Annotated in this window: 12 protein-coding genes; 6 read left to right on the top strand and 6 right to left on the bottom strand. The window is 58.1% G+C overall.

Features of this window, described 5'->3' with window-relative positions; genetic code table 11:
- Positions 1-28: 28 nt before the first annotated feature.
- The 5 genes from ACLQMU_RS09160 to ACLQMU_RS09140 are packed head-to-tail and all read right to left on the bottom strand — an operon-like array spanning position 29 to position 3,097.
- Entirely contained in the window at positions 29-919 is an 891-nt protein-coding gene (locus tag ACLQMU_RS09160) for an alpha/beta hydrolase (protein ID WP_422149805.1), read from the bottom strand.
- 3 nt (positions 920-922) lie between these two features.
- Positions 923-1,420 (bottom strand): NUDIX hydrolase, encoded by a 498-nt coding sequence (locus ACLQMU_RS09155; RefSeq protein ID WP_422149806.1) that lies wholly within the window; start codon positions 1,418-1,420, stop codon positions 923-925.
- Between the two features lie 2 nt (positions 1,421-1,422).
- Entirely contained in the window at positions 1,423-2,088 is a 666-nt protein-coding gene (gene queC, locus ACLQMU_RS09150) for a 7-cyano-7-deazaguanine synthase QueC (RefSeq protein WP_422149820.1), read from the bottom strand.
- Positions 2,088-2,696, bottom strand: a complete 609-nt coding sequence (locus tag ACLQMU_RS09145) for a 7-carboxy-7-deazaguanine synthase QueE (RefSeq protein WP_422149807.1) — start codon at positions 2,694-2,696, stop codon at positions 2,088-2,090. The genes queC and ACLQMU_RS09145 overlap by 1 nt, the downstream gene beginning before the upstream one ends.
- The gene (locus ACLQMU_RS09140) at positions 2,693-3,097 is read right to left on the bottom strand and encodes a 6-carboxytetrahydropterin synthase (protein WP_422149808.1); all 405 of its coding nucleotides are present in this window, start codon (positions 3,095-3,097) and stop codon (positions 2,693-2,695) included. The genes ACLQMU_RS09145 and ACLQMU_RS09140 overlap by 4 nt, the downstream gene beginning before the upstream one ends.
- Positions 3,098-3,263: 166 nt before the next feature.
- Here ACLQMU_RS09140 and ACLQMU_RS09135 point away from each other — a divergent pair, with 166 nt between their 5' ends.
- The 6 genes from ACLQMU_RS09135 (at position 3,264) to ligD (ACLQMU_RS09110) (ending at position 9,850) form a co-directional block, all read left to right on the top strand.
- On the top strand, positions 3,264-3,692 hold the full coding sequence (locus ACLQMU_RS09135; RefSeq protein WP_011991275.1) for a 30S ribosomal protein S12: 429 nt from the start codon (positions 3,264-3,266) through the stop codon (positions 3,690-3,692).
- A 5-nt stretch (positions 3,693-3,697) separates the two neighbouring features.
- Positions 3,698-4,312, top strand: coding sequence for a 30S ribosomal protein S7 (locus tag ACLQMU_RS09130; protein WP_422149809.1), 615 nt, complete (start codon positions 3,698-3,700; stop codon positions 4,310-4,312).
- 24 nt (positions 4,313-4,336) lie between these two features.
- Positions 4,337-6,532, top strand: coding sequence for an elongation factor EF-2 (locus ACLQMU_RS09125; protein ID WP_443673672.1), 2,196 nt, complete (start codon positions 4,337-4,339; stop codon positions 6,530-6,532).
- Between the two features lie 110 nt (positions 6,533-6,642).
- The gene (gene ligD / locus ACLQMU_RS09120) at positions 6,643-7,530 is read left to right on the top strand and encodes a non-homologous end-joining DNA ligase (RefSeq protein ID WP_424040782.1); all 888 of its coding nucleotides are present in this window, start codon (positions 6,643-6,645) and stop codon (positions 7,528-7,530) included.
- Entirely contained in the window at positions 7,484-8,437 is a 954-nt protein-coding gene (gene ku, locus ACLQMU_RS09115) for a non-homologous end joining protein Ku (protein WP_424040784.1), read from the top strand. Before ligD (ACLQMU_RS09120) ends, ku begins: the two co-directional genes overlap by 47 nt.
- Positions 8,438-8,440: 3 nt before the next feature.
- The gene (gene ligD / locus ACLQMU_RS09110; protein WP_424040786.1) at positions 8,441-9,850 is read left to right on the top strand and encodes a non-homologous end-joining DNA ligase; all 1,410 of its coding nucleotides are present in this window, start codon (positions 8,441-8,443) and stop codon (positions 9,848-9,850) included.
- A gap of 976 nt (positions 9,851-10,826) precedes the next feature.
- Here the strand turns inward: ligD (ACLQMU_RS09110) and ACLQMU_RS09105 are convergent.
- Positions 10,827-11,225, bottom strand: coding sequence for a pyridoxamine 5'-phosphate oxidase family protein (locus ACLQMU_RS09105; protein ID WP_422149814.1), 399 nt, complete (start codon positions 11,223-11,225; stop codon positions 10,827-10,829).
- Positions 11,226-12,081: the final 856 nt, after the last annotated feature.

Below are 12,081 nucleotides of genomic sequence, written 5' to 3'. Positions count from 1 at the left end.
TTCAGCCTCTCCTAAAGCTAGTACCTATTCACGCTTGCGTCCCATAAATTTGCGCCAAGAGGGCTATAAGCCGGGTGTCCACATCCGGGTTGATCCCGTGGTCGCCATCGAATTCAGTGAAGATCTTGGGCTGGCTGGCAGTCGCAAAGAGGGCCTGGCCATCGGCAAAGGGGATGATCGGGTCGGTCGCGTTGTGGAACATCCAGACCGGGCGCGGGGAGATCGTCGGCAGGTAGGTGCTGGGTTCGAGCGATGTGGCAAACCGGAGGACATCCCCCGATCCGCCCTGGGCAAGCACCGCGTCTTTTATCCCCCAGTCCGCGGTGGAGATCCCGACATACCCGGCAAAATTCTTGTCGACCCCGGCCGCTACTGCCGCGTACCGGCCTCCATTGCTGCCCCCGACCGCGTAGACGGGGACGCCAAACCGGCCGGCAAGCAGGGCTTGGGCCGATGAAATGTCGCAGATGGTCAGGTAGTATTCGGGCCACTCCTTGTTCTCGAAGAGCGCATAGTCCGTCTGGGGGTTGAGCGGGTAGCCTGCCGTTTCCCCGCCCCGGCCCCGGTAGTCGAGGAACATGAATGCATACCCGGCCTCAGCATAGGTGACCATCCGTTCCGCGTGGCCCGAAATCTTTTCCCCGGCGCCCGGCAGGTAAAGCATCACCGCCTTGGGGTGCTCCGGGTAACTCAGGTACGTGACCACGTCGCCGGTTTGCGTGTGCAGGATAATTTTGGACTCGGTATAGGTCTCGTTTGCAAAGATCACGGTCTCGTTTGTCGTGACCGGTGCGCAGGTGACCGAGAGGACGCCGTTATTGTCCACAGAATACGAGGGAGTCGCAGAACTCGTGCAGCCGGCGCAGGCGGCAAGCACCACGAGAACGGCGAGACCGGCGGCAACAGGAAGGACGCGCAAGGCTCATCCCTCCCTGCACCGGTGGATCAGGCAGATGGTCTTTGCATCGCAGATGGTGCCGTTTGCAACCATCGCGTCCGTTTCCTCTCTTGTGACATCCATAACTTCGATCACCTCATCGGCGTCTTTTTCAAATTCACGGGAAGGTACGAGGTCCCGGGCCTCAAAGAGCCAGATCTTCTCATCAGTGTATCCGGGCGTGGTGTAGATGAAGCCTTTCGGGGTCATCGTTGTTGCCGAGACGCCTGCTTCCTCTATGAGCTCGCGGTGTGCGGTCTCTTCCGGGTCCTCCCCCTCTTCCATCGTCCCGGCCGGCGCCTCGTAAATATACCGGTCGATCGCGTACCGGTACTGGCGCAGGAGCCGGTACCCGGTCGGCGTGACCGGCAGGATCGCGACCGCACTGCCCGGGTGCACGGTCACCTTCTCCACCTCGACCCCGTTCGGGAACCGGACGGTTGATTTTTCGATCCAGAGGCGCTTCGTGCGGAATATCTCCATGTTCACACCTCGTACGGTATCGGGTCGGTCATCCCGAGCGCGGCAAATGCCCCGCGCCGGAAATGGCACGAGCCGCAGGTCCCGCAGGCCTTCTCCTCGTTCTGGTAGCAGGACCACGTGTGCTCGTAAGGGACGCCGAGTTCTTTTCCGAGCTTCAGGATATCGGTCTTGGTCATGTGGATGAACGGCGTGAAGAGTCCGATGTGCGAGGTTTCCTGCGTACCCAGTTCGATCACGCGCCTGAAGGCATCGATAAAAGCCGGCCGGCAGTCAGGGTACCCGGAATAGTCGAGCGCCTGCACGCCAATAAAGATGGCACCGGCCCCTTTTGCCTCGGCAAAACTGGTCGCGATGGAAAGCAGGTTCGCGTTCCGGAACGGGACGTAGGTGTTGGGGACGTGCGCCCGGTCCGGGTCGAACCGGTCGACCGTGATCGCGAGGTCGGTCAGGCTGCTCGCCCCGAACTGCGGGAAATACCGGAGATCGATCTCGACAACGTCCTGTGCCCCGAGCAGCCCGGCGATCTTTCTTGCACAGGCCCGTTCCTTGTTCTCCGTGCGCTGGCCGTAGTTAGCGTGGATGGCGAGGATATCGTAGCCTTCGCTCTTTGCCAGATAGGCAAGGGTCGACGAGTCCATACCCCCGGAGATGAGGCAGACCGCTTTCATCATTTCACCCCGATGATCTTATGGAGCTGGAGCTGGAACCGGACCGGCAGGTTGTTTTTCAGGATAAACCGGATGATGGGCTGGTAATCCGTACCGTACACCGGGGAAAAGAAGATCTCGCCGGCGATGGGATGGCTCTCCATGACCTCCTGTGCGTACCGGCAGTCCTCCTCGTCCCCGACCACGAACTTCACGCTGTCTTCGGGCCGGATCTTAGAAAGCAGCGAAAGGTCGCTTTTTTCACCCGACGACGGGCACTTTACGTCCATGCAGACCGCGGCATATGGCTGGACGGGCGTAAAATCGATCGTGCCGTTTGTCTCGATATCGATCGCGATGCCGCGTCTAAAAAGCGATGCGAGCAGGGGGAGGAGTGCCTCTGTCTGGAGGAGCGGTTCGCCGCCCGTGATGCAGACCGAGCGCGGGTTCTCCCGCCAGACCTGTTCGAGGATTGCATCGCACCCCATCTCCGTCCCGCTTTCCCGCGCGTACTGCGTGTCGCACCAGCGGCAGGAAAGGTTGCAGCCACTAAGCCGGATAAAAAGGCAGGGCGTCCCCTGCCGCACCCCCTCCCCCTGGAGGCTCGTAAAAATATCAGCGATCTTCATTCGGTAAGCTCGGCGCAGGATGTCGGGGATTCCCACACCCGGATCTTCGATACCGTTGCCCTGATCCCCAGCTCGCGGCAGGCGCGGGAGAGATCGTCCCGGATCAGGGACGCGATAAGCTCGCTCGTCGGGTCGCCGGGCGTCGTAATGACCGGGTGGAACTCTGCTATGCGGGGGACCATCGGATCATCCCTGTTGAGGATGATCTGGTGATCGTACTTGTCCACGATCTTTTTTATGATACTGTAATCGATCACGATCTGCGTTGCCGGGTCCGGCTCGCCTTCCATCCAGATTTCGATCTTCCACCGGTGCCCGTGGAGGTTCGCACACTTCCCGTGGTAATGAAGGAGGCGATGACTGGTGTCAATCTGCACCTCTTTGTAGATCCGGACTTTCATCGCAAGTATCATTGGCCGGATGAGGATATAATATTATTACGAGTGAGGGATAATAGTGTAAGACAGGCAGGTGGATGCCACAATTTATAAATCGGTTCCCCGCTTTAGTATATATCTCAGTGTGGGTTATCGATAACCACAAAAACAACTGAAATGAGGCTCTTTAATGGGACAGGGTAAATTTGCAGCCAGAAAACTGGTTCGGGACTCAAAAAAATTCCGGTGGAGCGACAAGAACTACGCACGCCGCGAACTCAACCTCGATGTGAAGTCGGATCCGCTGGAAGGCGCTCCACAAGCGAGGGGTATCGTGCTCGAGAAAGTCGGTGTCGAGGCCAAGCAGCCCAACTCGGCGATCCGGAAATGCGTCCGCGTGCAGCTGATCAAGAACGGCCGGCAGGTCACCGCGTTCGCGGTCGGCGACGGTGCCATCAACTTTATCGATGAGCACGACGAGGTCGAAATCGAGGGTATCGGCGGCCGTCTGGGCCGGTCCATGGGAGATATCCCGGGGGTCCGGTACGTCGTGACGAGCGTGAACAACGTCTGCCTCCATGAGATGGTTATCGGCAGGAAAGAGAAACCGCGCAGGTGATCGAGATGGCAGAAGCAGAAATAAAAACCGAAGCTGCAACCGATGCAAAGCCCCAGGCAAAGAAACTGCTCTTCAACAAGTGGGATGTATCTGAGGTCAAGGTTACCGACCCGAGCCTTGTGCGGTACGTGAATCTCACCCCCCAGATCATCCCCCACTCCTGCGGCAAGTACTCGCGCCAGGAGTTCAATAAGGCCAATATGATGATTGTCGAGAGACTGATCAACAGCCTGATGCAGACCGAGAATAACACCGGCAAAAAGCAGCTGGCAATAGGGATTGTGCGGGATGCATTCGAGCTCATCAACAAGAAGACGAAAAGAAATCCCGTTGAAGTGCTCGTCGAGGCAATCGGCAACACCGGTCCCCGGGAAGAGACCGTCCGGTTAAAATACGGCGGTATCAATGTCCCGAAATCCGTCGACACCGCTCCCCTGCGCCGTGTCGACTCCGCCATCGGCTTCATCGCCGAGGCAGTCTGGAAGTCCTCGCGCAAGAGCAAGAAGCCCGCGAGCGCGATCCTTGCCGATGAACTGATCGCGGCCTCAAAGGGCGACGCGAAGTGCTACTCGGTTGGGAAAAAGGAAGAAAAGGAGCGGATCGCAAAATCCGCCCGTTAAACATCTTTTTTTGAGGTTATTTTCATGTCACGTGGCAAAAAAACGGTAGAGCGCGTAGTCGAGCTCATGAAGGACCCCAAGCACATCAGAAACATCGGTATCGTGGCGCATATCGACCACGGTAAAACGACCCTGTCCGATAACCTGCTTGCGGGTGCCGGTATTATATCAGAGGAACTTGCGGGTAAGCAGCTCTTCATGGATTCGGATGCAGAAGAGCAGGCCCGGGGGATTACCATCGATGCATCGAACGTCTCGATGGTCCACGAGTACGATGGTCAGGATTACCTGATCAACATGATCGATACGCCGGGCCACGTGGACTTCGGCGGCGATGTGACGCGTGCGATGCGTGCGGTTGACGGCGCGGTCGTGCTCGTCGATGCAGTCGAAGGCACGATGCCCCAGACCGAGACCGTGCTCCGGCAGGCGCTAAAGGAGCAGGTCCGCCCGGTTCTCTTCATCAACAAGGTGGACCGGCTGGTCAACGAGCTCAAGGTCGACGAGACCGAGATGCAGATACGGCTGGGAAAAGTCATCGATAAGGTCAACAAGCTCATCAAGGGCATGAACGAGGAGTCCTACAATAACGGCTGGAAGCTCGACGCCTCGCAGGGCACGGTTGCCTTCGGGTCCGCGCTCTACAACTGGGCGGTCTCGGTGCCGTACATGAAAAAGGGTGGGGTCTCGTTCAAGGACGTGTTCGAGAAGTGCCGGTCCGGTGACATGAAGTACCTCGCGAAGAACAGCCCGCTCTACGAAGTCGTGCTCGACATGGTCGTGCACCACCTGCCCGACCCACTCGTGGCACAGAAGCGCCGTATCCCGGTTATCTGGCACGGTGACAAGGAGTCCAAGGAAGGAAAGGCGATGGTCAGCTGCGACGCGACCGGCCCGGTCGGGCTGATGGTCACTGACATCTCGTTTGATCCCCACGCGGGCGAAGTTGCCACGGGACGTCTCTTCTCGGGAAGCCTGAAGCGGGGCGACGGCCTCTATGTGATGGGTTCGGCGAAAAAAGAGAACCGGCTCCAGCAGGTCGGTATCTTCATGGGCCCGAAGCGGGTGGAGGTCGAGGAGATTGTCGCGGGTAACATCGCGGCAGTCACCGGCCTCAAGGACGCGATGGTCGGCTCCACGGTCACCACCCTCATGGAGATGGCGCCGTTTGAGTCGCTCAAGCACTACTCCGAGCCGGTCATGACCGTCGCAGTCGAGGCGAAGAACATGAAGGACCTGCCAAAGCTCGTCGAAGTGCTACGGCAGGTTGCAAAAGAAGACCCGACGCTCGGCATCGCCATCAACGAAGAGACGGGCGAGCACCTGATCTCCGGTATGGGCGAGCTGCACCTTGAGATCGTCACGGGCCGTATCAAGCGTGACAAGGGTGTCGAGATCGTCACCTCCGAACCGATCGTGGTGTACCGTGAGACGGTCACGGGCAAGGTCGAAAATGTCGAAGGCAAGTCCCCGAACCGGCACAACCGGTTCTACTTCGACCTTGAGCCGTTGCCCGACGAGATCGTAAACCTGATCAAATCCGGCGACATCTCGATGAACCAGCAGGCGATCGAACGCCGTGATGTGCTCTTAAAGGCCGGCATGGGCAAGGACGAGGCAAAGAACGTCAAGCATATCAAGGGCACGAACATGCTCGTCGATATGACCAAGGGTATCCAGTACCTCAACGAGACGATGGAACTGATCATCGAGGGTATCAACGAAGCCCTTGCCGGCGGCCCGCTTGCGGACGAGCCGGTCCAGAACCTCAAGATGACGCTTACCGATGTAAAGCTGCACGAAGACGCGATCCACCGCGGCCCGGCGCAGGTCATCCCGGCGGTGCGTGGCGCGATCAAGGGCGGTATGCTGATCGCCGGCGATTCGCTTCTCGAACCCGTCCAGAAGATCCAGATCTCGGTGCCGCTCGACCAGATGGGCGCCGCGACCTCCCAGATCCAGGGCCGGCGCGGGCAGGTTTTCGACATGCAGAGCGAGGGCGACACCATCACAGTGGTGGGCAAGGCCCCGGTCGCCGAGCTCTTCGGGTTTGCCGGCGACATCCGGTCCGCGACCGAAGGCCGTGCGATGTGGAACACCGAATTCTCGGGATTCGAGCTGGTCCCCAACAACATGGTAAAAGAAGTTGTCGTTGCCATCCGGAAGAGAAAGGGCTTAAAAGAGCAGATGCCCACTCCGGCGGACTACCTGTCCGTATAATTTTTTAATTTTCACCCGGTCCTTTTTTCATTCGTTATCCGTTATATCTGCTGCTGATGGATGTGTTTCAAGGCAAAACCTTTTTTGGCAGTCACCGACAACTACTCGAGATGGCGAGTGGACCGGACAGCCTGGAAGGAACTTCAATCGACAACCTTACGAGAGTCCGGCTCACCCGGCTCGACAAGGTGATGTACCCGGCAGGCCGTATCACGAAAGGTGATGTGCTCATGTACTATATCCGGGTGGCGCCTCTCCTGCTCCCGTTTCTCCGGAGCCGGCCGCTGACCCTGCACCGCTTCCCGGACGGGGTGGAGGGGGAGGACTTCTTTGAGAAGGATGCGCCGCCAGGTACACCGGATTTCGTAGATATCTTCACCCGCTTCTCGGATACTGCGGGAAGGGACGTGCATTTTATCCTCTGCAACAACCTCGATACGCTCATCTGGATCGCCAACCTTGCATCCCTTGAGATACATACCACACTTTCGACCGCAGGTTCATTCGAATCTCCCGATCTTCTCCTCTTCGATCTCGATCCCGAACCCCCGCTCCAGTTCGATGACGTGATCGATATCGCACAGATTGTGAGGGAACATCTGGAAGATGCCGGGCTGCAGCCGTATGTCAAGACATCAGGAAAAAAAGGTGTCCACATTGTGGTTCCGCTCGTCCCCGGCTACCGCTTCAGGGAGGCCAGGGAATTTGTGCACGGGATAGGAAGAGAGATCGCCCGCACAACCCCGCATGCCGTCTCTGAGTTCCCCCGGTCCCGGGATCCTGGGACGATCTTTATCGATTATCTCCAGAATGTCCACGGGAAGACCATGGCCGCCCCGTACAGCCTCCGGGCCACGGCTGGCGCCTCTGTCTCCGCACCGCTCCGGTGGGAAGAGCTCCGGCACGGGGCACGTCCCGAAGATTTTAATATAAAGACGATGCTCTCGAGACATGAAGAACCATGGAGGGGAATCATTGAAACCCGCCAGAGACTCTGATACGCCACCGGTGCCGCTTGCCAGGGCCGCAAAAAATGCCGCTAGGGTTGCGGGGAAAAAACCGGCTCCAGCAGTTCCCGGAAAAAGAGAGGAAACGGATCTCCTCTCACCAGATGACCACGAGCACGCCGAAAAGACCGGCAGGCCATTCTGGAGCGGGAGCATCACGATCGGGCTCATCAACGTGCCGGTCCGGCTCTATACGATGGTGCGGGACCGGGCCTTCACGTTCCGGCTGCTCCACCGGGCAGATGGCCAGCCCCTGAGGTACGACCGGGTCTGTTCCCGGGATGGCATCGTGATCCCATGGGCGGATACCGTGAAGGGATACGAAGTGAGGAAAGGTGAATTCCTGGTCTTTGAGCCGGACGAACTCAAGGGAGCGGTGCCCGAGTCCTCGCGGAAGATCCGGATCGACAAGTTTGTCTCTTACCTTTCCCTCGACCCGGTATATTTCGAGAACTCGTACCTCCTCATCCCTGACCGGAGCGAGGAGGCGTACAGCCTGCTGGTCGCTGCACTGCAGGAACTCGGCCGGGCCGCGGCCGGAACAATCACGCTCCGGACCAAAGAATACCCCGTGGTTGTGCACGTATACGATGGCGCCCTGGTCCTGACCACACTCCGGCATGCCGACGAGGTAATGCAACCGCACTCGTTTGCGATCCTGCCCACCCTTCCGGTACCAAAGGAGTCCGAGCTAGCGCTTGCGAAACGGATCATCAGGGACCTGTCCGGTGATTTCTCGATCAACGATTACCCCGACCGGTACCGCGAGGCCATCCTCGCCCTGATCGACAGCAAACTGGCCGGCGAGAAGATCGTGTACGAGGAATCGCACCCCGGGGAGGCGAAGGAGCTGATGCAGGCCCTGCAGGAGACCATCGCAACCCTTGCCCGGAAGTGAGGCATGGTCTCCCGCTACCTCCCGATGCTCGCCCGGCCCGCGCCCGCCCCGTTCAGTGGCGACGACTGGCTTTTCGAGATCAAGTGGGACGGCGTGCGGGCGATCGCGACGGTTGACGCGACGCTCTCCCTCCGGAGCAGGAACGACACGGAACTTGCCGGGCAGTTCCCTGAACTTACGGAGCTCCTCACGCTTGCGCCCGGCACGGTGCTTGACGGGGAGATTGTAGTGATGAATGGCGGGAAGCCTGATATGCAGGCCCTCCTCCGGCGGCTGCAGGCCGGCCTGCCCGGCCCCGGCATGGCTCCGGTCACCTACATAGTCTTTGACATCCTCGAACGGGACGGGAAGCCCCTGACGGCTCTCCCTCTCTTTCTCCGGCGAAAGCAGCTGGAAGCAGCGGTGCGGGAAGGCACCCATGTCGTCCTCTCCGAACCGGTTGAGGGCCGGGGCGAAGATTATTACCGGGCAGCGGTGGCTCAGGGTCTCGAAGGGGTGATGGCAAAGCGGAAAGACAGCCCGTATAAGCCCGGTATCCGGAGCGGGATGTGGCTGAAGATCAAGGCGCAGAAGAGCTGCGACTGCGTGATCGCCGGCTATACTCCCGGGCGGGGAGCCCGGAGCCCGGCCTTTGGGGCCCTCCTCCTTGGGTTGTACGAGAACGGCCAGCTGGTCCCGGTCGGCAGGGTCGGGACCGGCTTTTCCACCCGGCTGCTCGTGGAGCTGATGGAGCGCTTCGCACCGTTGGTGACAGTTCCCCCGCAGCCGTGGAGCACCCGCGGGAACGTGGTCTGGCTGGAACCTGTTCTCGTTTGCGAGGTGGCGTACCAGGAGGTGACCCGGGACCGGAAACTGCGGATCCCCCGCTTTATCCGTCTCCGTGCCGACAAGCCGGCGGCTACCTGTACGATCGACCAGCTCGCGGATGAGCGACCGCATCTTGCGAGGCAACCAGCGGCAGCGCACCCCGGCCTGAGGAACTATCATGAGAAGCGGAATTTTTCTGTCACGAACGAACCGGAGGGATCCCTGGACATGAGCGGGAACAGTTTTGTCATCCAGGAACACCACTCGCACAAGCTGCACTACGACCTGCGGCTGGAACGGGACGGGGTGCTGAAGAGCTGGGCGGTGCCTAAAGGCATCCCTGAAGCCATCGGCGAGAAGCACCTTGCCGTCGCTGTCGAGGACCACCCGCTCGAGTACCGGATGTTTGAAGGCGAGATCCCGAAGGGTGAGTACGGCGCCGGCACGGTTACCATCTGGGACAGCGGGACGTATGAGACGAAACACTGGGATGCAGAGAAGATCGAGATCGCGCTCCACGGGCGACGACTGAACGGGCCGTACGTGCTCGTGAAGTTCAAACGGGCGGGAAATAACGAATGGCTGGTGTTCCGGGTGGCGGAGTGAGGCGATCCTGGTGCCGGTTATCCTGCCGGAAGGTTCTGGTCCGGTATTATAAATGGTGCAACACGTTCTTCCAATGCAGGACAGTGGTAAATTCATGAATATACGTTGGGACCCTGCCAGCGAATCAGCCCTGGCAATAAGTCCGGGACGGTACATATCCATTATTATCCCGAAAACCCTATTGCCCGTAGTAAAATCGCCCGGGTATCCGACGCCGGGATTCGCGATATGTGCGACGCCCCCTAGGGAAGATCTGACAATCCCGACGGGTACACGTTATATGATAACCGAAAATCCTTGCAGACCAGGATGATGTGAGAATGAGAAGATGACCATGAAGAAGAAGACCCCTGGACAGAGAAGAGCCAGGACCTCAAGGAAACTCCCCGAAACCCGATCTCGTCCTGATGGATATCAGGCTTACCGGGTCGCATGTCGGGATCGAGTCCGCCCGGCAGATCAAAAAGCGCTCGCCGGTTCCCCTGATCTTTATCACTGCCTAGACCTCTGAGAATCTCCTTGCACGAGTGCGGGAAGTAGCGCCGGGCGGTTTTATCATCAAACCGTCCGTTGATTCGGAATTTCTCGATCTTATGGGGAAAACCGTGGATCGTACGGCGACAGAAGTCTCATGAGGGAACGCAGCGTAGAGATTTCTTCCCATGACCGTGGGTTTACCCGATTTCGAAAGATAATAATCGATACCGGTACGATCGAGAACAGCCCTTCCGGTTCTTGCAATTCTGGGGTGGTGGTAGCGGTTGCTGTATAGATGTGATTGGGGTGGGATCGTGCGCTGCACCAGCAAGGTAAGGTAACAATTGCTCCTCTGCCGCGCCACTACAATATCCCGGTGACAGTGGATTCGTACGTGATCGTTTTTGGAAATACCGGGATTGGCCCGCGAGGGAATACCGTCATAAAAAATCCAGGAAAATTTTAGTTCTCCGTACTCCTGTGTTTACCCGGCAGGCTTTCAGAGGATCTTCTTTCCCGCATCAGCGCCGGGCTTGATGGTATATACCTCGGCAATTTTCATGATGACCGCGGACTTTGGTGCTAAGTTGGGCCTGAACTCCTTCATCCACGCCACATCTTTTTTGAAGACCTCGCCATTCGTGTGGAGGGTTACGGAGCCCTTGATCTGGTAGCCGCCTTTCTCCCCCCAGTAGGACAGGGCCACCTGTGGGTTCTCTTTCATGTTCGAGAGTGTCTTGTTGAAATACTGGTCCGAGATAAGAAGCGTCTCGTCATCCAGGAGTTTGAACGCCCCGATCGGGACGACGTTTGGCTTGCTGTTTTTTGAAGCGGTTGCCATGAACACTATCTTTGTTCCCGCGAGCGATTCTTTGATCTCCTCGGTTAGTTTAGCCATTGCAGGTCCTCAGGTTATTACTTCTTCAAAAGCGTAAATTTAAGGGTTTGGCTAAAGAGTCTTCCGGAAAAGAGCCGGCACCGGAGCTGATGCCGGGAACCCGGCGCGGCGATGGCATATCGTGAAATAGTGTTAGTCGATCCGATTACCGGCTCTGGGGCACCGGTGGGCAGTCAGGAAGCAAAAGGATTCTCCCGCCATATGTCGCCTTTGGACGTACGGCAGATCTCCCAGGTACTATCCTGGTCACTTCCGTGGTTCTCCACTTAGATGCGCCTGGTTTGTTTTGAGGCCGGGCAGTTTGTTGGAGGCATTATCCCTTAGGATCGCAAGGCTTGATTTTTTGGGGACTTGCGTTCAGGCCCTCCATCGTCATGATTTATGTGGAAATGACCCGGCGACCAGCTCCGCGATGGTGTGAGCTGGTTGTCGTCCTGGTGGTCAATTCGGGGGAAATGAGGTATCCGGCACCTCCTCTCCGTCGGGAGTACATTCTCTCATGCCGGTCTCCTTTCAGGCACTCGGTCCGGCCTGTCCCAATCCGGGCTCAATCCTGCCCCTGATTACCCTCATCGCACCCCAAAAGAAGCCCGTATCGGGCTCCGTTTAAAAATATCCCCAAATCAGTCTTATTTTTACAAACGGACGAATTAAAACGATCTCATAGCGCTGTTTTGAGCCCCGAAGTGGGACAGTATGGGTTTCTATAGGTGATGAAAAAAAGTGACCGCTGCAGGGCTTCTACGGGGCGGTAAAGGGCATTATATGGGGCTCAATTTGGAGCTATTTTGGCAAACAGGGGCGCATAAGGGATTTTATTTTCGGGCAGAGAGATCGGACGGTTTTACAGGCGTTT

The organism is Methanoregula sp. (assembly GCF_052325125.1).
Classification (GTDB): Archaea; Halobacteriota; Methanomicrobia; order Methanomicrobiales; family Methanospirillaceae; genus Methanoregula.
The sequence above is the reverse complement of the archived record's forward strand: the minus strand, read 5'-3'. Positions and strand labels throughout refer to the sequence as shown.